20 protein-coding genes are annotated in these 18,980 nt (G+C 64.4%); 12 read left to right on the forward strand and 8 right to left on the reverse strand.

Annotation, left to right across the window (positions count from 1 at the left end):
• Positions 1-49 precede the first annotated feature (49 nt).
• The 7 genes from lptF to AB1A62_RS02365 all read left to right on the forward strand — a co-directional run bounded on the left by lptF (position 50) and on the right by AB1A62_RS02365 (position 8,404).
• Positions 50-1,177: an LPS export ABC transporter permease LptF gene (gene lptF, locus AB1A62_RS02335; protein ID WP_366659632.1), complete on the forward strand. Its 1,128-nt coding sequence runs from the start codon at positions 50-52 to the stop codon at positions 1,175-1,177.
• Positions 1,174-2,277, forward strand: coding sequence for an LPS export ABC transporter permease LptG (gene lptG, locus AB1A62_RS02340; protein WP_366659634.1), 1,104 nt, complete (start codon positions 1,174-1,176; stop codon positions 2,275-2,277). The genes lptF and lptG overlap by 4 nt, the downstream gene beginning before the upstream one ends.
• Entirely contained in the window at positions 2,261-4,441 is a 2,181-nt protein-coding gene (gene lptD / locus AB1A62_RS02345; RefSeq protein ID WP_366659635.1) for an LPS assembly protein LptD, read from the forward strand. Before lptG ends, lptD begins: the two co-directional genes overlap by 17 nt.
• Positions 4,426-5,685 (forward strand): peptidylprolyl isomerase, encoded by a 1,260-nt coding sequence (locus tag AB1A62_RS02350; RefSeq protein ID WP_366659637.1) that lies wholly within the window; start codon positions 4,426-4,428, stop codon positions 5,683-5,685. Before lptD ends, AB1A62_RS02350 begins: the two co-directional genes overlap by 16 nt.
• Complete coding sequence (gene pdxA / locus AB1A62_RS02355; protein ID WP_366659639.1) at positions 5,682-6,653, forward strand: 4-hydroxythreonine-4-phosphate dehydrogenase PdxA; 972 nt, start codon at positions 5,682-5,684, stop codon at positions 6,651-6,653. The genes AB1A62_RS02350 and pdxA overlap by 4 nt, the downstream gene beginning before the upstream one ends.
• An 85-nt stretch (positions 6,654-6,738) precedes the next feature.
• Positions 6,739-7,581, forward strand: a complete 843-nt coding sequence (rsmA, locus tag AB1A62_RS02360) for a 16S rRNA (adenine(1518)-N(6)/adenine(1519)-N(6))-dimethyltransferase RsmA (protein WP_366659641.1) — start codon at positions 6,739-6,741, stop codon at positions 7,579-7,581.
• Between the two features lie 40 nt (positions 7,582-7,621).
• Positions 7,622-8,404 (forward strand): pyridoxine 5'-phosphate synthase, encoded by a 783-nt coding sequence (locus AB1A62_RS02365; RefSeq protein WP_366659642.1) that lies wholly within the window; start codon positions 7,622-7,624, stop codon positions 8,402-8,404.
• 81 nt (positions 8,405-8,485) lie between these two features.
• On the opposite strand, the gene AB1A62_RS02370 is transcribed toward AB1A62_RS02365, so the two are convergent.
• The 3 genes from AB1A62_RS02370 to prfA form a co-directional block, all read right to left on the reverse strand.
• Positions 8,486-9,163: a DUF4167 domain-containing protein gene (locus AB1A62_RS02370; protein WP_366659644.1), complete on the reverse strand. Its 678-nt coding sequence runs from the start codon at positions 9,161-9,163 to the stop codon at positions 8,486-8,488.
• A 214-nt stretch (positions 9,164-9,377) separates the two neighbouring features.
• Positions 9,378-10,229: a peptide chain release factor N(5)-glutamine methyltransferase gene (gene prmC / locus AB1A62_RS02375; protein ID WP_366659646.1), complete on the reverse strand. Its 852-nt coding sequence runs from the start codon at positions 10,227-10,229 to the stop codon at positions 9,378-9,380.
• Positions 10,222-11,286: a peptide chain release factor 1 gene (gene prfA / locus AB1A62_RS02380; RefSeq protein WP_366659648.1), complete on the reverse strand. Its 1,065-nt coding sequence runs from the start codon at positions 11,284-11,286 to the stop codon at positions 10,222-10,224. Before prfA ends, prmC begins: the two co-directional genes overlap by 8 nt.
• Before the next feature lie 60 nt (positions 11,287-11,346).
• Between prfA and AB1A62_RS02385 the strand changes: the two genes are divergently transcribed.
• Entirely contained in the window at positions 11,347-11,646 is a 300-nt protein-coding gene (locus tag AB1A62_RS02385; RefSeq protein WP_366659650.1) for a hypothetical protein, read from the forward strand.
• A 63-nt stretch (positions 11,647-11,709) separates the two neighbouring features.
• Here the strand turns inward: AB1A62_RS02385 and AB1A62_RS02390 are convergent, their stop codons facing one another.
• From AB1A62_RS02390 to AB1A62_RS02405, 4 genes are all read right to left on the reverse strand, one after another.
• Entirely contained in the window at positions 11,710-11,913 is a 204-nt protein-coding gene (locus AB1A62_RS02390; RefSeq protein WP_366659651.1) for a hypothetical protein, read from the reverse strand.
• 420 nt (positions 11,914-12,333) lie between these two features.
• Positions 12,334-12,774, reverse strand: coding sequence for a DUF1499 domain-containing protein (locus AB1A62_RS02395; protein WP_366659652.1), 441 nt, complete (start codon positions 12,772-12,774; stop codon positions 12,334-12,336).
• Between the two features lie 74 nt (positions 12,775-12,848).
• Positions 12,849-13,796, reverse strand: coding sequence for an agmatinase (gene speB, locus AB1A62_RS02400; RefSeq protein WP_366659654.1), 948 nt, complete (start codon positions 13,794-13,796; stop codon positions 12,849-12,851).
• 139 nt (positions 13,797-13,935) lie between these two features.
• Positions 13,936-15,102 carry a M20 aminoacylase family protein gene (locus AB1A62_RS02405; RefSeq protein ID WP_366659656.1) on the reverse strand — a complete coding sequence of 389 codons (1,167 nt, stop codon included), beginning with the start codon at positions 15,100-15,102 and terminating at the stop codon, positions 13,936-13,938.
• 63 nt (positions 15,103-15,165) lie between these two features.
• Here AB1A62_RS02405 and mazG point away from each other — a divergent pair, with 63 nt between their 5' ends.
• Positions 15,166-15,981 (forward strand): nucleoside triphosphate pyrophosphohydrolase, encoded by an 816-nt coding sequence (mazG, locus tag AB1A62_RS02410; protein WP_366659658.1) that lies wholly within the window; start codon positions 15,166-15,168, stop codon positions 15,979-15,981.
• 77 nt (positions 15,982-16,058) lie between these two features.
• Here the strand turns inward: mazG and AB1A62_RS02415 are convergent, their stop codons facing one another.
• Positions 16,059-16,613, reverse strand: coding sequence for a hypothetical protein (locus AB1A62_RS02415; protein ID WP_366659660.1), 555 nt, complete (start codon positions 16,611-16,613; stop codon positions 16,059-16,061).
• A gap of 265 nt (positions 16,614-16,878) precedes the next feature.
• Between AB1A62_RS02415 and AB1A62_RS02420 the strand changes: the two genes are divergently transcribed.
• The 3 genes from AB1A62_RS02420 (at position 16,879) to AB1A62_RS02430 (ending at position 18,809) form a co-directional block, all read left to right on the forward strand.
• On the forward strand, positions 16,879-17,820 hold the full coding sequence (locus AB1A62_RS02420; protein ID WP_366659662.1) for a nucleoside hydrolase: 942 nt from the start codon (positions 16,879-16,881) through the stop codon (positions 17,818-17,820).
• Complete coding sequence (locus tag AB1A62_RS02425; protein ID WP_366659664.1) at positions 17,817-18,266, forward strand: GNAT family N-acetyltransferase; 450 nt, start codon at positions 17,817-17,819, stop codon at positions 18,264-18,266. The genes AB1A62_RS02420 and AB1A62_RS02425 overlap by 4 nt, the downstream gene beginning before the upstream one ends.
• Positions 18,267-18,533: 267 nt before the next feature.
• Positions 18,534-18,809 (forward strand): glycine zipper 2TM domain-containing protein, encoded by a 276-nt coding sequence (locus AB1A62_RS02430; protein WP_366659666.1) that lies wholly within the window; start codon positions 18,534-18,536, stop codon positions 18,807-18,809.
• The last annotated feature ends 171 nt before the right edge of the window (positions 18,810-18,980 follow it).

Genomic DNA, 18,980 nt, shown 5'->3' on the forward strand with positions numbered 1-18,980 from the left:
ATCCACTAAGGTCCGGCAAAATAACAATGGCAAGATCTGGGGGGATCGGGTGTCACGCTACGACAGATATGTGCTGTCACAGTATCTGCTCTTCTTTGGCTTCTTTGCCCTGATTCTGGTGGCCGTGTTCTGGGTCAACCGGGCGGTTGTCCTGTTCGACACGCTGATCGGCAACGGGCAGTCCGCGCTGGTGTTCCTGGAGTTCACCGCGCTCACCCTGCCGAACCTGATCCGCATGGTGCTGCCGATCGCCGCCTTTGGCGCCGCGGTCTGGGTCACCAACCGGCTCAACGGCGAAAGCGAACTGACCGTGCTGCGCGCCACAGGCACCAGCCCTTGGCAGATGGCCCGCCCCGCGCTGGCTTTCGGCATCATCACCGCGCTGATGATGTCGGCGCTGACCCATTACCTCCTGCCTGCCTCGATCAGCCAGTTGGAAGTGCGCGAAAGCGAGGTCTCCCGTAACATCACCGCCAAGCTGCTGAGCGAGGGCGACTTCCTGCACCCTGCAGACGGGGTCACCTTCTACATCCGCCAGATCGACCCGGACGGCACCCTGAACGATGTCTTCCTGTCGGACCGCCGCGACCCTGCGCTGACAGTAACCTATACAGGCGCGCGTGCCTTCCTGGTGCGTGATGGCGCCAGCGCGCATCTGATCATGGTCGAAGGCATGGCGCAGCGGCTGGACCACGAAACACAGCGGCTTTCGACCACCTTCTTCTCGGATTTTTCCTATGATATCAGCTCACTGGCCCGCAAAGCTGAGAACCCCGCCCGCAATATCCGCGCCATTCCCAGCCTCGAGCTGATGAATAGCACCGCAGCCATTACCAAAAGCGATGGCTATTCCGCGGGCGCCCAGGCCGAAGAGCTGCACCTGCGCTTTGCCCGGGCACTTGTCTGTGTCGCGGTGGCGCTGATCGGCTTCTCCGCGCTGATGCTGGGCACCTTCTCCCGCTTCGGGGTCTGGCGCCAGGCCTTCCTCGCCTTCGTCGTGCTGATCTTCATCGAGGGCCTGCGCGGTGTTGTCACTGAACCGGTCTTGCAAAATCCCACCCTGTGGCCGCTGATCTACGTGCCTGCGCTGCTGGGCCTGGTTGTAGCGCTGATCTTTCTGATCCTGTCTGCCCGTCCGAAACGGATCCGGGCCCGGACGCCGGAGGCCGCGGCATGAAGCTGGATATCTACTACGCCCGCCGCTTCCTGCAGTGGTTCCTGGTGATCGTTGCGGTACTGATGACGCTGGTGGTGCTGATCGACCTGAACGAGCAGGTCCGCCGCTTCGAGGCGGTCGACCTCAGCCTGGCACAGCTGGTTGGCCTGACGCTGCTGAACATCCCTGCAGCGCTCAGCGAGTTCCTGCCGCTGATCATGATCCTGTCGACCATCGTGCTGTTTGTCGGCCTTGCCCGCAGCAGCGAACTGGTGGTTACCCGTGCCATCGGCCGGTCCGGTATCCGGGCCCTCGCGGCGCCGGTGCTGATGGCCACCGTTATCGGCGGGCTCGCTGTCACCATGCTCAACCCTATCGCAGCCGCCACTGCCAACCGCTATCAGGATCTGGCCGAGACTTACCACAACGGCGGCCCCTCGGCGCTGTCGCTCAGCGGTGAAGGGCTGTGGCTGCGCCAGGGCGGTCTCCGCGGCCAGTCGGTCATTCACGCCAAGGGCTACAGTGGCGATAGCGCCGACATCACCCTGTTTGACGTCTCAATCCATGCCTACTCCAATGCGGGCGGGCCGGTGCGCCGCATCAATGCCGACAGCGCCCGGCTGGACGGCAGCAATTGGATCCTGACCAATGCCAAGGTCTGGCCGCTGACGGCCGGCATCAACCCGGAAACCGGCGCTGCGCAGCATGATGAGCTGCAGCTGCCCACAACCCTGACAACGGACCGCATTCGCGATACGCTGGGCTCGGCCAGCGGCATCTCGATCTATGATCTGCCCTCCACCATCCGCGAGCTGTCCGCCGCGGGCTTCACCACCAAACGGTATGAAGTGCAGTTCCAGGCACAACTGGCCCGGCCGCTGTTTCTGATAGCCATGGTTCTGGTCGGTGCCTCCTTCACCATGCGGCACGCCCGCTTCGGCGGCACCGGCCTGGCGGTGCTGATGGCGGTTCTGTTGGGTTTTGGGCTTTATTTCATCCGCAATTTCGCGCAAATCCTTGGCGAGAACGGGCAAATTCCGGTGGCACTTGCCGCTTGGGCGCCGCCTGCTGCCGCAATATTATTGACCTTGGGACTGCTTCTCCATGCCGAAGACGGGTAATCTGCGCCGCGCCCTGCTGCTTTCCGCCGTGCTGCCCTGGCTGGCGCTGTCCGCCCCTGCCCTGCAAGCACAGACCGCCGCGCCGCCGGATCCGGCCCAGCCCGCGATGCTGGTTGCCGACCAGGTGTTCATCACCCCGGACCGCACCCTGGTGGCAGAAGGCAATGTCGAAGCCTTCCAGGGCAATATCCGGCTGCGCGCGCAAAAGATCACCTTTGACCAGACCACCGGCACCCTGCAGATCGAAGGCCCGATCCGCATTGACCAGAACGGCGATATCACCATTCTGGCCAATGCCGCGGAGCTGGACCAGGATCTGCGCAACGGCCTGCTGACCGGGGCCCGCATGGTGTTCCAGCAGCAGCTGCAGCTGGCCTCGCTGCAGATGACCCGGGTCAGCGGCCGCTACACGCAGCTTTACAAGACCGCCGTCACCTCCTGCCATGTCTGCGATGACGGCCGCCCGCCGCTCTGGCAGATCCGCGCCGAACGAGTGACCCACGACCAGCAGGAACGGCAGCTCTATTTTGAGAGCGCCCAGCTGCGGGTGCTGGATGTGCCGGTCTTCTACTTCCCGGCAATCCGCCTGCCGGACCCCTCGCTGGAACGGGCCAATGGCTTTCTGGTTCCCTCGGTCCGCTCGACTTCGAACCTCGGCACCGGGCTGAAGATCCCCTATTTCTTCACGCTCGGCCCTCACAGGGATCTGACCCTGGCACCTTATATCTCGTCCAGCACAAAAACCCTGGACCTGCGCTACCGCCAGGCGTTCCGGCGCGGTCGGATCGAGTTCAACGGCGCCTATACCCGGGACGATCTGTACCCGGATCAGGACCGCGGCTACATCTTCGGCGAAGGCCAGTTCGACCTGCCGCGCGATTTCCGCTTCACGTTTGACGTCAAGGCGGTCTCGGATGATGCCTATCTCGAAGATTACGGCCTGCCGGATCTCGACCGCCTGCGCTCGCGGGCGGAGCTGGACCGGATCCGCCGCGACAGCCTGTTCCGCCTATCGCTGACCCATTACAAGACCCTGCGCGACAGCGAGGTCCAAAGCGACATTCCTTCCGGCATTGCAGAGGCCTTCTATCAGAAGCGCTATTTCCCTGCCCTGACCGGCGGTGAAATGCGCTTCACGCTTCAGGGCCACGGCCACCACCGCAGCTCCAGCATCGAAGCCACCGAAACAGACAGCAACGGCCGCGACCTGGCCCGGCTGACGGCAGATCTCAGCTGGAACCGCACTTGGAAGCTTGGCTACGGCCTCCTGGCAGAGGCCGAGCTTGGCGCCGCTGCCGATGCCTTCCGGGCTTACGATGACGCCTTTTTCACCGAAGACGTCACCCGACTGACACCGCGCGGCGGGCTGACGTTCCGATTGCCGATGACCCGGCGCGAGGCCAGCGGCGCCACCCAGTACCTGGAGCCGATCCTGCAATTGGGCTGGCGCGACGAGGGCGGCGGCGAAGTGGTCAGCGAGGAGAGCCGGTTTGTCGAGTTCGACCAGGGCAATCTGCTGTCGCTGTCCCGCTTCCCATCGACCGATGCGCGCGAAGATGGCTTTACCCTGGTCTATGGCACCAACTGGGCACGCTATTCCCCCAATGGCTGGCAGGCCTATGCCACCATCGGTCAGGTCCTGCGCAGCGAAGACGACGCACGCTTCACCAAGAGCTCGGGCCTCAGCGGCACGTCTTCGGACCTGCTGCTGGCGGGTCAGATCAAATTCGGCGACGGTCTGGCGATCTCCAGCCGCGGTCTGCTGAACGGCTCGCTGAACTTCTCCAAGGCCGAAGTCCGCGGCGATTGGCACACTGAACGGTACAGCCTTTCCGGCACCTACCTGTGGCTTGGCACCGATCCGGACGAGGACCGGACAGAGGAAAGCTCGGAAATCTGGGTCGACGGGCGCTACGATATCAACCCCAGCTGGTCCGCCAGCGCCCGGCTGCGATATGACATTGCCGGCGCCCAAGCAACACGCGCAGGCCTAGGGCTGGCTTACCAGAACGAATGCGTTACGGTCGACCTTTCGGTCAACCGCCGCTATACCTCAACAACAAGTGTTGAGCCGACAACGGATTTCGGCTTTACCATTTCCCTCAGCGGTTTCTCCGTGAAGAGCGGCAACAAACAGTACAGGCGGTCATGCAGCAAGACGTGAATACCCGGTTCCCGGCTCCCTTCCTTTCCCGTGCTCTCAAATCCGCAGCCGCACTGGTGCTGGCCGCGGGTCTTTCGCTGACCGGCCTGCCGGCAGCGGCACAGAACCTTTTTGCTCCCGCTATCACCGTGAATGACGAGGTCATCACCCGCTACGAGCTGGAACAGCGCGCCCGCTTCCAGTCGGCGCTGCGGGTTCCGGGCGACCCGCTGGAAACCGCCCGCGATGAGCTGATCAACGACCGCCTCAAACTGGCAGTGCTGGAACAGGCGGGGATTGAACTCTCCGACGAGGACGTCACCGTTGGCATGGAAGAACTGGCGGGCCGCGCCAACCTGTCGCTGAACGAGTTCCTGACCGCGCTTCAGCAGCAGGGCGTCGCCCCGCAGACCGTGCGCGATTTCACCAAGATCGGCCTGGGCTGGCGCGAATACTCCCGCGCCCGCTTCCTGTCTCAGGCCCGCCCCACGCCCGAGGAAATCGACCGCGCGATGGGCAGCGCCGGCACCGGCAGCGTTCAGGTTCTGCTGAGCGAATTCATCGTGCCGATCAATGAGCAGAACGCCGCCCAGGTCGAAGAGCTGATCGAGCAGGTTTCGCGGCTCAAAGGCTACGACAGTTTTGCCGCCGCAGCCACTCAGTACTCCGCCGCAGCCAGCCGCAACGAGGGCGGCCGCCTGCCGTGGATGCCGCTGACCAAACTGCCGCCCCAACTGCAGGAGATCGTGCTGGCGCTGAAGCCGGGTGAGATTTCCGAACCGCTGCCGCTGCAAAACGCCGTGGCACTGTTCCAGATGCGCGGCGTGCGAGAGGTCGAGGGCGCCGCTCCGCGCTATACCGCAATCGAATATGCCACCTACTACCTGCCCGGCGGGCGAACACCGGAAAGCCTGGCGGCAGCGCAGGACGTCGTGAACAGCGTCGACACCTGCGAGGACTTTTACGGCCTGGCGCAGGGACAGGACCCTTCGGTGCTGGACATCCAAAGCCTACCCCCCGCGGACATCCCCCGCGACATCGCGCTGGAACTGGCCAAGCTCGACCCCAGCGAAACCTCCACCGCGCTAACCCGCAACAACGGCCAGACGCTGATGGTTCTGATGCTTTGCGGCCGCACCGCCGACCTCGGTGAAGGCGCCAACCGCGAAACCGTGGCCAATGCGCTTACCGGGCAGCGGCTGACTTCGCTGACTGACAGCTTCCTGGAACAGCTGCGCGCAGACGCCCGGATCGACATCAAATGACCTCCTCCGGGCCTATTGCTCTCAGCTGCGGTGAACCCGCAGGCATCGGCCCGGAGATCGCCGTCAAGGCCTGGGAAGCCCTGCGCGCCGCCTGCCCGTTCTTCTGGATCGGCGATCCGCGCCACCTGCCCGCCGGCACCCCGGTCAAGGAAGTCGCCGCCCCGGTAGAGGCCGCGGCAGCCTGCGCGGACCACTTCCCCGTGATGCCGCTCGCCTTGGGCGGCAGCGCCGCGAAGGGAACCGCGGACCCGGCCAATGCCGCCGGAGTCATCCAATCCATCGAAACCGCCGTGCGTCTGGTCCAGCAGGGTAAAGCCTCTGCCGTTTGCACCGCCCCCATCCACAAGAAAGCGCTGATTGACGGCGCAGGATTTGCTTACCCCGGCCATACCGAGTTCCTCGCGTCTCTTGCGGGCCGGGACCGCGTGGTGATGATGCTGGCCAGCGAGCAACTGCGGGTGGTGCCTGCTACCATCCACATTGCCCTGTCGGACGTGCCAACGGTTCTGACCCCGGGCCTCCTGCGCGAAACCATTGAAATTACCGCCGCAGGCCTGCGCGGCCAGTTCGGCATTGCCGCGCCGCGCATCGCGGTTGCGGGCCTCAACCCGCACGCAGGCGAAGGCGGCGCCATGGGCCGCGAAGAACTCGACTGGATCAACGCGCTGGTCGTTGAAATGCAGAATGAAGGGTTGAACATCACCGGCCCGCACCCCGCCGACACCATGTTCCATGCGGCCGCCCGTGCGCGCTACGACGCGGCCGTCTGCATGTACCACGACCAGGCGCTGATCCCGATTAAGACGCTGGACTTCGACAGCGGCGTCAACGTGACCCTGGGGCTGCCCTTCATCCGCACCTCCCCCGATCACGGCACCGCCTTCGACATCGCAGGCACCGGTCAGGCCAACCCCTCCAGCCTGATCGAGGCGCTGAAGCTGGCACAAGCCATGGCCGCCAGCACTTGATTCTTCTACTGGCGGCAAATATCCCCGCCGGAGGCATGAAAATTCCGGCGCGCGCCCCCGCGCCCTGTCCCAAGGTCCAGATGACATGAGCGCCATCGACTCTCTCCCTCCCCTGCGTGAGGTGATCGCCACCCATCAGCTGTCGGCGCGCAAATCGCTGGGCCAGAACTTCCTTCTGGACCTCAACCTCACCGCCAAGATCGCTCGCCAGGCAGGCGACCTCACCGGCTGCGACGTTCTGGAGATCGGCCCCGGCCCCGGCGGCCTGACCCGCGGCCTGCTGGCCGAAGGTGCCCGCCGCGTTCTGGCGGTGGAGAAGGACCAGCGCTGCCTGCCCGCACTGCAAGAGATCGCGGATGCCTATCCGGGCCGCTTCGACGTCATCAACGGCGACGCGCTGGAAATCGACCCGCTGGAGCATCTCACTCCGCCGATCCGCATCGCTGCTAACCTGCCCTACAACGTCGGCACCGAACTTCTGGTGCGCTGGCTGACGCCCAAGGCATGGCCGCCGTTCTGGCAGAGCCTCACCCTGATGTTCCAGCGCGAGGTGGCCGAGCGCATCGTGGCGCAACCAGGCACCAAGGCCTATGGCCGCCTGGCGATCCTGGCGCAGTGGCGCGCGGATGCAAGGATCGTGCTGTCGCTGCCCCCAGGCGCCTTCACCCCGCCGCCCAAGGTCTCCAGCGCCGTGGTGCATCTGGACGCCCTGCCGGAACCGCGTTTCCCGGCCGATGCCGCGATCCTGTCCCGCGTTGTGGCCGCCGCCTTCAACCAGCGCCGCAAGATGCTGCGTGCCTCGCTCAAGGGCATCTCGCCCGATATCGAGGCGCATCTGACGGCGGCCGGCATCCCGCCGACTGAGCGTGCCGAGCAGGTGAGCCTCGAGGCCTTCTGCGCCCTGGCCCGCGAAGTGGCCAAGGCCTGATCCTCATTCCCCAAAGAACTTGCCGGAGCATGATTCCCCGATGACCCAGCCCGTCGCCCCGCGCCCGACCCTTCTGTCCGTGAACGTCAACGCGGTCGCCTATTTACGCAACCGGCGCGAGGTGCCCTGGCCCGACCTGATCGACATCTCCCGCGCCATCCTGCAGGCCGGCGCCCACGGCATCACAGTGCATCCGCGCCCGGATGAGCGCCACATCCGCTTTTCCGACCTGCCCGCCCTGGCGCGGCTGATCGCCGAGGAATTCCCGCAAGCCGAGTTCAACATCGAGGGCTACCCGACCCGCCATTTCATCGACCTGGTGCTGGAAAACAAGCCGCATCAGGTGACACTGGTTCCTGACACCCCGGAACAGTCCACCTCCGACCACGGCTGGGACTTTGCCGCCGACGGTGAAATGCTCCTGCCCATCGCCGAGGAGTTCAAGGCGGCCGGCATCCGGGTTTCCTACTTCGTGGACGCCAGCCCGGCTGACCCCGCACTGGCGCGGCAGGCGGGTGCCGACCGGATCGAGTTCTACACCGGCCCCTACGCAGAACAAACCACGTCCGGCGCCGTTGCGCAGGAGCTTGGCAAGATCAAGGACACCGCCGACGCCGCTCGCGCGTTGGCCGCGGACGGCAACGGCGCACTGATGATGAACGCAGGCCATGACCTGACCGTGGAAAATCTCCCCGGCCTGCGCCAGGCCATCCCCGATCTGGCCGAAGTCTCCATCGGCCATGGCCTGACTGCCGACGCCCTGATGCTGGGCTTCCCCGAAGCTGTCCGCCGCTACTTACGGGTGCTTGGCTACGAGGCCTGAACGGCGCCACAGCAGACCACCTTCACGAAAAACCCCCGGGGCCAGCGGCTCCGGGGGTTTGCATATCTGACTGAAACCGGCTTACTCGGCAGCTTCTGCCGGGCCATCCTCTGCCTTCGGCTTCGGTTTGGCGCGCGGCCGGCTTGGCTTCTTCGGCGCCGGGGCGTCGCCGCCCCCGCCTGCCGCTTCAGGTCCCTCAGCCTTGGCTGCGGGCTTGCGGGCGCGGGGCTTGCGGGCCGGGGCTTTCTTCGGGGCCGCTTCCTCGCCGCCTTCTGCCGGAGCCGCGCTCTGGCTCTCCGGAGTTTCGACGAGGCCGCTGTCCTGGCCGTTGCCGTTGTCGCCGCGCGGATCAATCACCTCCGGCTGCGGCGCGCTGGCCGGGTCGCTGTCTGCCGCGGCAGTGGCTGCCGCCTCGCGCTCCTGGCGCTCCAGCCGTTCCGCGCGCTCGCGGTCGCGCTCGGCCTGGCGCTCGCGGTTCTGGCGCTCCTGCTCCTCGCGGCGCGCCTCGATCTCGCGTTGCGCTTCGTTCAGCATCCGCAGGTAATGCTCTGCGTGCTGCTGGAAGTTCTCGGCCGCAACCCGGTCATTGCCCAGCTGCGCATCGCGGGCCAGCTGGTTGTACTTGTCGATGATCTGCTGCGGGGTTCCGCGCACCTTGCCTTCGGGGCCGGAGCTGTCGAACACCCGGTTGACCACATTGGCGCCGTTCGGGCGGTTCCGGTTCGACTTGGAGCGTGAACGTGATTTGGACGATCTCATATGCCTATCATAAGCCTTGAGTTAATGCGCCGTTGACCCTGTGCAGCGCGCCTCAGCGCCGGATCGTTAGCTTTTTTGGGCTTGATGCCGCGGGAATGCTTGAGAAGCGTTCACCTCTATACGGCTCATCTTGAGTAACCATGTTCCGGAGCCCCAGACAAGGGGGCCAAGCGGATTTTCTGTGTTTTTTCGGTCGAATCTGCGGATTTTCGCGCTAAAATCCGCGATTTGAGGAATAATGCGCCCGCACCACCCGGTCGCGCCCGTCCAGGTCCGGCAGCACCGCGATGCCACTGAAACCTGCAGCCTCCAGCAATGCGCTGACCGCCTGGCCCTGGGCCGGGCCGATTTCCAGCAGCACCCGCCCGCCCGGCGCCAGATGCGCGGCTGCCTGCGCGGCAATCTTCCGGTAGGCCCCCAGCCCGTCGCCGCCATCGGTCAGGGCGATGCCTGGCTCATGCCCGCGCACTTCGGCTGACAGCCCCTCCATCTCATCCAATGCGATATAGGGCGGGTTCGACACGATCAGGTCAAACTGCCCCTCAACGTTTTCAAACCAATCCGATTGCTGGATATCGGCGCGCGCCTCCACCCGGTGCAGCACCGCGTTGGCGCTGGCCTGCAGGCAGGCCGCCTCGCTGATGTCGACCCCCAGCGCGGTGGCCTCCTGCCGTTCCGCCAGCAGCGTCACCAGAATGCAGCCGGAGCCGACGCCCAGATCCAGCACCCGCGCGTAAGGTTCCGCCAGCGCTGCCTCGATCAGGATCTCGGTCTCCGGCCGCGGGTCCAGCACATCGCGCGAGACCTTGAACCGGCGGCCGTAGAACTCCCGCTCGCCGATCAGATGCGACACCGGCACCCGTACGGCACGCAGCGAGATCAGCTGCTCATAGCGTTCCGCCACTTCCGCCGCCAGTTCCTCCGGCGCGATCAGCGTCACCCGGCTGGCCTCGATCCTGGCCGCATGCGCCAGCAGCACCCGCGCATCGCGTGCCGGGTCCGGCACCCCGGCTGCGCGGAGCTTGGCCGTTGCTGCCGCCATTGCCTGTGCCGCGGTCTCAGCCATGCTCACTGCCCATCTCGGCCAGCAGCCGTGCCTGATTGTCCGCGGTCAGCGCGTCGATAATCTCGTCCAGGTCGCCGCCCATCACCTGATCCAGCTTGTAAAGCGTCAGGTTGATGCGGTGATCGGTCATGCGGCCTTGCGGAAAGTTGTAGGTGCGGATGCGCTCGGACCGGTCGCCTGAACCAACCTGGCTGGCCCGATCCGCCGAGCGTTCGCTGTCGATCCGCTGGCGTTCCAGGTCATAAAGACGTGTCTTCAGAACCTGCATGGCGATCTCGCGGTTGCGGTGCTGGGACTTTTCAGACGAGGTCACCACCAGCCCGGTCGGCAAGTGGGTGATCCGCACCGCCGAGTCGGTGGTGTTCACATGCTGCCCGCCTGCGCCGGACGCGCGCATGGTGTCTATGCGAATGTCGTTGGCGTCGACATGTATATCCACATCCTCCGCCTCCGGCAGCACCGCCACGGTGGCGGCCGATGTATGGATGCGCCCGCCGCTTTCGGTCGTTGGCACCCGCTGCACCCGGTGCACGCCGGATTCGTACTTCAAGCGGGCAAAGACGTTTTCGCCCTTGATATGGGCAACCACTTCCTTGATGCCGCCCAGCTCGGTTGCCTGCTCCTCGATGATGTCGAACTTCCAGCCCTGCCCCTCGGCATAACGCTGGTACATGCGCAGCAGGTCGCCCGCGAACAAAGCCGCCTCATCGCCGCCAGTGCCGGGGCGGATTTCCAGCATCGCCGGGCGGCTGTCCGCCGCGTCCTTGGGCAGCAGTGCCAGCTGCAGCGCGTGCTCAGCTTCAGGAATGGCCGCCTTCAAGGCCGGGATCTCCTCCGCGGCCAAATCCTTCATGTCCGGATCGGCCAGCATCAGCTCGGCTTCTTCCAGATCGCCCAGAAGCTTGCGGTAGGCCGTCACCTGCTCCGCCACCGGCCGCAGGTCGGAATATTCCTTGGCCAAAGCAGCAATATCCCCGCCCCCGGCGCCATCCGCCATTGCGGCTTCAAGATACTGAAACCGCTGCAGGATCTGTTCCAGCCGTTCTTCGGGGACCATGGGTGCGCCTATTGTTGTTCATGTTTTGGCCAAGTGACCCCCATGTGATATGCTAGACCCATGCGACATGCCAGAGCCCTTATTGCCACAATCCTCCTCACCCTGCCCGGCGCAGGGCTGGCGGATGTGAAGGGACCGGGCGGCAGGACCATCGACTGCTACTGCACCGACAAATCCGGCGCCCGGGTGGAACTGGGCGAACTGCGCTGCCTGCAGGTAGACGGGCGGATGTTCATGGCGCAATGCCAGATGTCGCTGAACGTGCCGATGTGGCGCGAGGTGCAAAGCAGTTGCCTGTCGGCCTCGCTGGCCCCGCTGCCCGGCATTTCAGGCGCCCCGTCAGAGCTGCCGCGGCTCTGATTCACTGCGTCCCAGCTGCATTACGGTTCATCCACAGAAAAAACAGGAACCCTGGGACACTCCCTATTTTGACTTCACCCATTTTTCCAGCTCTCCATCATAGCGATAGGTCACCACAACACCGCCAAGACTGATCGGATAGAAAACGTCGATGGTAGCGTCATCAATGCGGGAATAGTGCTGGGCCCACTTGGATTTTGCCGCATCAACACCCCTGCAGTGGATCCGCCTTCCATCACCAAGGTCGAGCACTGCAACATAATCCAACCGGCTTTCCCTCCCTAGCTGGGCTCATTCCAAATGCCGCCAGGCCTCTTGGCGCCTGAAGTGCACTTAGGATGCACCACCATCATGCAGACCGGTAAAGTTTTGGCCCAGCCTCGCCTCATCGAATGGGCGGATACATTTTTCGCCATTGCCGCTCTTGGGCTTTTGGCATTCTTGGAGTGTTTTCTCAGAGCGTGTCCGGGTCAAGGGGGCAGCCACCGCACACACGCTCGGCTTCCCCTTGACCCGGCATGAACAAACACAATCTAAAGTGCGTCTTCAGGGACAGCCCGCACCTGAAGCAATTCTCAGCAGCGACGCTTTCGTCCCAGGCGGAAGCAGCCGGGCCGCGCCAGCGCGGCGCCCGGCCCAATTGCGAGTGGCTTTTCCAAAAGCCCGCGAGCAGGCGGGAGCCCCGCCTTATTCCCCCGCAGAAACAGCCTGCGCACCCTCTTCCATCTCCGCCAGCCAGGTGTTGATCCGCTCCTTGTTGGCACCCAGATCGGACCGGCCGAACCGCAGGCGGGCGTAGACTTTCAGCAGATCGCCGTCCTGCGCCGCGGTGGTGTAGTCGGGAAAGCCGAGCACCTGGGTGCGGGTGATATAGGTCACCATCCCGTCATCCGGCCCGCCCGCCAGCACGCTGGTGCGCGGCGCGTGGCTGGCGATGCGGTGGAACCGCTCCAGCCCGTCCGGGCCGGTGCGCACCACCCGGAACACGCCGCCGCGGAATTCCTTGTCCTCGCTCAGCTCCGGCTGGGTGTTCCAGTCCAGCGGATCGCTCGGCGCCAGCCGGATGAACCCCAGTCCGGCGACAATCGCGGCCAGCAGCAGCCAGCCCAGCAGCATCAGCCGCCTCAATGCGGTTTCAAGGTCACCCCTTGCCTCCTCCTCACGCGCGGCCCTCCCCCGGCCTCACGTTCAGGCCGGATCGCTTATTTTGTTTGCACGCCCGGCAGCACGCACAACAGCTCATAGAGCAGGTTGGCGCCCACCAGTGCGGTGTTGCCGGAGGGGTCATAAGGCGGCGACACCTCCACCAGGTCGCAGCCCACGATGTTGACCCCCTTCAGCGCCCGGATCAGCTCCAGCGCCTGCGGCGTTGTCAGCCCGCCGATTTCCGGCGTGCCGGTGCCCGGCGCATAGGCCGGATCAAGACTATCGATATCATAGGTCACATAGACCGGCCTATTGCCGATATCGCGGCGAATTTCCGCACCCATCTGGTGCAGCGAGCGGTTCCACAGCTCCTGCGCCGGGAAGTGCTGAAAGCCCCAGCCCTGCGCTTCGGAAAAATCGGTGGCGGCATAGCCGGTGCCGCGGATGCCGATCTGATAGGTTTTGTCCGGGACGATCAGCCCTTCCTCATAGGCGCGGCGGAACACCGTGCCATGGGTTTCGCGCTCGCCGAACATTTCGTCGTTCACATCGGCATGTGCATCCACATGCACCAGCGCAACGGGGCCGTATTTCTTGGCAATCGCGCGCAGGATCGGCAGGGTGATCGAATGATCGCCGCCCATCGCCACCGGGATCACCCCGCCGGACAGGATCGCGTCGTAGCTGTCCTCGATGATGCGCAGCGAATCCTTCAGCGAAAACGTGTTGATCGCCAGATCGCCAATATCGGCGATGTTCAGGCTGTCGAACGGCGCCGCCCCGGTCGCCATGTTGTAGGGCCGCAGCATTGCGCTCTCGGCCCGGATCTGCTTGGGGCCGAACCGCGTGCCCGACCGCCAGGAAGTGCCGATGTCCATCGGAACCCCCAGCACTGCCACATCCAATCCCTCCAGCGAGGTTGCCTGCGGCAGCCGCATATAGGTGTTCGGCCCGGAAAACCGCGCCAGGTCGTTTCCGCTGATCGGTTGATTGAAGTCAGTCATTGTCTCTCACGTTTCCGCCAAGGCGGCGGATGCATCCCGCCGCTGCCTGTTCCGGCAATAACACCTGCGCCGCGGCTGTCAAAGGGCGGAGACCGCCGCCGCGGCTCCGCCCCTAGGAGTGGTGCAGAGGCGCCGCGCCTTATCCGTTCAGCGGCTGCGCCCGCTCTACCAGCCGGGCAAAAAAGGACGCCCCCACCGGCGCAATCGCATCATTGAAATCGTACTTCGGGTGATGCAGCCCGGCGCTTTCGCCCTGTCCCAGGAACAGGTAGGAGCCGGGCCGCGCCTGCAGCATATAGGCAAAATCCTCTGCCCCCATCTCGCGCCCGCCATCCGCTTCCACATTGGCCTCGCCGGAAATCTCCCGCGCGACGTCCACCGCAAAACCGGTCTTTTCCGCGTCGTTGAAGGTGGCCGGATAGCCGACCTCATAGTCCAGCTCCGCCTCGACCCCGTAGCTGGCCGCCTGCCCTGCGACGATCTCCTTCATCCGCCGCATCACCATTTTCTGAACTTCGGGGTTAAAGGTGCGCACGGTGCCGTTGATATAGGCGGTGTCCGGGATCACGTTGTCGACGGTGCCGGTGTGAATCTGGGTGACCGAAACCACCAGGTCCTCCAGCGTGTGGTGATTGCGGCTGACGATGGTCTGGATCGCCTGCGCCATGCCGCAGGCCGCCATCACGGGGTCACGGGTCTCATGCGGCATCGCCCCGTGGCCGCCCTTCCCCTGAATATGGATGTGAAACGTATCCACCGCCGCCATCAGCGCCCCTGGCGTGGTCAGGAAATGCCCCTCCGGCAGGCCGGGCGCGTTGTGCAGCGCATAAACCTCGCCGATATCAAACCGCTCCATGATGCCTTCCTCGACCATGATGCGGGCGCCGCCGATGGCCTCCTCCGCGGGCTGGAAGATCAGCGCCGCCCGGCCCCGGAAATTGCGCGTCTCCGCCAGGTATTTCGCCGCCCCCAGCAGCATCGCGGTATGGCCGTCATGGCCGCAGGCATGCATGTTGCCCGCGTGGCCTGAGGCGTAAGCCACCCCGGTTTCCTCCGGGATCGGCAGCGCATCCATGTCCGCGCGCAAGCCGATGGTCGGCCCCTCTCGCTGCCCGTTGATGATCGCCACCATGCCGGTCTGCGCGATGCCTTCATGCAGCTCATCAACCCCGAACTCCCGCAGCCGCTCCGCCACAAAACCCGCCGTCTTGGGCAGATCCAGCGCCAGCTCCGGGATCTGGTGCAGATGCCTCCGCCAGGCCTTCATCTCCTCGGCATAATCGGCAATACGGTTCACAACGGGCATCGGGGTGGACTCCTGCTCCAGACTCGGGATGATGCATCTGACACCGGAAAAAGAGCAGCCGCAATGCAAGAAACAGACCTGATCCACGACCAGACCGCAGGCATCGAGCGCCTGCTGGAAATCATGGCACGCCTGCGCGACCCGCAAACCGGCTGCCCCTGGGACATCGAACAGGATTTCGCCACCATCGCCCCCTATACCATTGAAGAAGCGTATGAAGTTGCTGACGCGATCGAACGTGAAGCCTGGGATGAGCTGAAGGGCGAGTTGGGCGATCTGCTGTTCCAATCCGTCTTCCACGCCCAGATGGCACAGGAAGCCGGGCATTTCTCCTTCCAGGACGTGGTCAGGACGATGTCGGACAAGATGGTCTCGCGCCACCCGCATGTGTTCGGGGACGAAAGCCGCGAGAAATCAGCCGAACAGCAGACCCGCGACTGGGAGGCGATCAAGGCCGCCGAGCGCGCTGGAAAAGCGCAAAAGGGCACGCTGGACGGCGTTGCGGTCGGCCTGCCCGCCCTGCTGCGCGCCTACAAGCTGCAAAAACGCGCCGCCCGCGTCGGCTTCGACTGGCCCTCCGCCGACAATGTCATCGCCAAGATCACCGAAGAATGCGCTGAGCTGGTCGAGGCTCGCGACAGCCTCTCCCATGCGGAAGTTGAAGAGGAATTCGGCGACCTGCTGTTTGTGATGGCCAACCTAGGCCGCCATCTGGGGGTTGAGCCCGAAGCCGCCCTGCGTGCCGCCAACGCCAAATTCACCCGCCGGTTCGAAGGCGTCGAAGCCAAGCTCGCCGCCCGCGGCAAACGCCCCGAGGACAGCGATTTGGCGGAAATGGACGCGCTCTGGGATCAGGTCAAAGCCGACGAGCGCGCCTGAGCGCACCCCTCTCCTTCATCTTTCCCGAGGTACTCAAATCCCGGCGGCCCAGCCGCCGGGTCCCGCCGGCTCCGGAATCAGACCAGGCTTGCCTTTTTCAGCGCCGAGGACATCGCCTTGTAATCCTCGATGATCTTTTCCTTCTTCATCAGCTCTTTCCAAAGCTTTTCGGCGGTCTTCTTGTCGTCCACCGCGACGTTGACCATTACGTCTTTCAGCTTTTTCACATCAGTGATGCCCAGCAGCTTGGCCGCCTTCTTGGGGTCGCCCATGCCGTTTTCGGCGACGTATTTCTTGTACTCGTCGCTGCCGGTGAACCCCATCACGTCCTTGTTCAGCATCTTCACGACCTCATCCTTGCCGGTCGCGATGATCTTCTTCCAGTCGCCGTTTTTGAAGTCGCCCTTGTCGGCCAGCGCCTTAGCGGCGAGATGGGTCTTGGAGGTGATGTTGACCGGCTCCTTGCCCTTCTTCTGGTCCATGTAGCGGGTCCAGAGCGATTCCGGATTACCCTTATTCTGGGTGAACATAAACTCGTTCAGGCAGTAGCGCCGCTTGCAATAATCCATGTAGGCGGCGGTCATCTTCTTATCTTTCAGGATGTCGCCAACAACTTTGGGTTCTTTGGGCATGTCTTGTTTTCCCCATACAAATCAATGTGTTTCCGGCCAAACAATGCCGTACCAATAAGGCCCTTGATCCGGGCCGGCAGTCACTGCCCCACCCGCGGGCCATCCCGCCCGTGACGCGGCGTAAGGCAACTATAGGAAGCAAACGCGGGGGCGGCAAACTTCCGTCGCAGAAAATCTCCGGAAATTTGCAAAGGTTTGCGCGGCAGCGGTTCAATCCCGGCTGAACTGCGCGTAGTCTCGTGGCTCACGACCAGCGGAGGCCGACATGAGCGCCAGGAAAATCATCATCGACACCGATCCGGGCCAGGATGATGCCGTCGCCATCCTGCTGGCGCTGGCCAGCCCTGAGGAACTGGACCTGCTCGGCATCACCTGTGTTGCCGGCAATGTGCCGCTGGAGCTGACCGGCAAGAACGCCCGCATTGTCTGCGAGGCCGCAGGCCGCACGGATGTACCCGTCTTTGCGGGCAGCAAGGCACCGCTGTCCCGCCATCTGATCACCGCCGAACATGTGCACGGCCAGACCGGACTCGACGGCCCCGAGCTGTGGGAACCGCAGATGCCGCTGGCCGAGGGCCATGGCGTCGATTTCATCATCGAAACGTTGCGGGCGCATGATCCGGGCACCATCACCCTCTGTACCCTGGGCCCGCTCACCAATATCGCCGCCGCCTTCAACACCGCCCCGGACATCATCGAACGGGTGCAGGAAATCGTGATGATGGGCGGCGCCTATTTCGAAGTGGGCAACATCACCCCGGCGGCTGAATTCAACATCTACGTCGACCCGGAGGCCGCTGAAATCGTGTTCAGATCCGGCGCACCGATCACGGTGATGCCGCTGGATGTGACGCATAAGGTGCTGGCCACTAAACCGCGCGTCGAGGCGATCCGCGACCTCGATACCCGGGTCGGCCACTTCACCGCCGAAATGCTCGATTTCTTCGAACGCTTCGATGTGGAGAAATACGGCTCCGAAGGCGGCCCGCTGCATGATCCCTGCGTGATTGCCTGGCTCTTGAAGCCGGAGCTGTTCTCCGGCCGCAATGTGAATGTCGAGATCGAAACCGCCTCCGACCTCACCCTCGGCATGACTGTCGCCGACTGGTGGGGGGTCACGGACCGCAAGCCAAATGCCCTGTTCATCGGCGATGCGGACGCCGACGGCTTATTCAATCTTCTGACCGAAAGGCTCGCCCGCCTATGAGCGCCGCCCTGCATCTCGCCAAACCCGAACACCTGGACACGGTGCTGGCGCTGGTCGCCGCATTTCACGCCGAATCCGGGCTGGACAGCAGCGACGAGCACCGCCGCGCCGGGATCGAGCCGCTGCTGAACGGCCACCCTTACGGCGCCGTCTACCTGATCGGCCCGACCCGGGCGCCGATCGGTTACATCGTGATAACCTTCGGCTGGTCGGTGGAGTTCGGCGGCATGGACGGCTTTGTCGATGAGCTTTACATCCGCCCCGCCGTGCGCGGCCGCGGCATCGCCACCGAAGTGCTGACCGAATTGCCGAAATCACTGGCCAGTGCCGGCATGCGCGCGCTGCACCTTGAGGTCGACCGCGGCAACGAGACCGCCCAACGGCTCTATTTGCGCACCCGATTCCAGCCGCGGAAAAACTACATCCTGATGAGCAAGGAACTCTGAAACTCCGCTACAAAGGCGCCCCTCTGCAGGGAAGGCCCGGAAACCACCGGAACTCCGGGCCGCAGCCCGCCGCGGATCCCGGAATCTCGCGACGGGCCTTCCACCCCTCCCCGGCAAAAGCCCGCCGCTGAACGCCCGCCTCCGGCAGAATTGCGCTGCTGTCCCCGCCGCGCGCATTTATGCGGAACCATCCCCCAAGGCTCGGCGTTATAGTCCCGTCTGCGGCCCGCAATAGGGCTGCCTTCGACCTGAAAATGGAGATACCAAATGACTTTCCGCTGGATCCCTGCACTTGCAAGTTCCGCCGTACTGGGCTTGGGCGCCTGTACCAACCTGACCCCGGAACAGCGCACCGTTGCCGGTGTGGCAGGCGGTGCCGCAGCCGGCCTGATCGCAGCCGACGCGCTCAAGGCTGACGACGACTGGCGCCTGATCGCGGCCCTTGGCGGCGCCGCCGCAGGCACCCTGGTTGCGCAAAACAACCAGAGCCGGCAGTGCGCCTATTCCCGCGGCGACGGCACCTATTACACCGCCCCGTGCTAAAAATTTCCCGATCTGGCGCCCGCCCCCCGGCCGGGGCGCCAGATCTCCGGATGCAGCCTGTCAGGCCGCCTCCCTGGCATCAGCGTATTTCACCACCAAGATTCAACCGCTGGACCGGATCATCCGGCGACGCGGTCTGGCCGCTGAACGGATAGGTTCCCGGCTCGCTGC

It is taken from the genome of Leisingera sp. JC11, from assembly GCF_040704725.1.
Lineage (GTDB): Bacteria > Pseudomonadota > Alphaproteobacteria > Rhodobacterales > Rhodobacteraceae > Leisingera.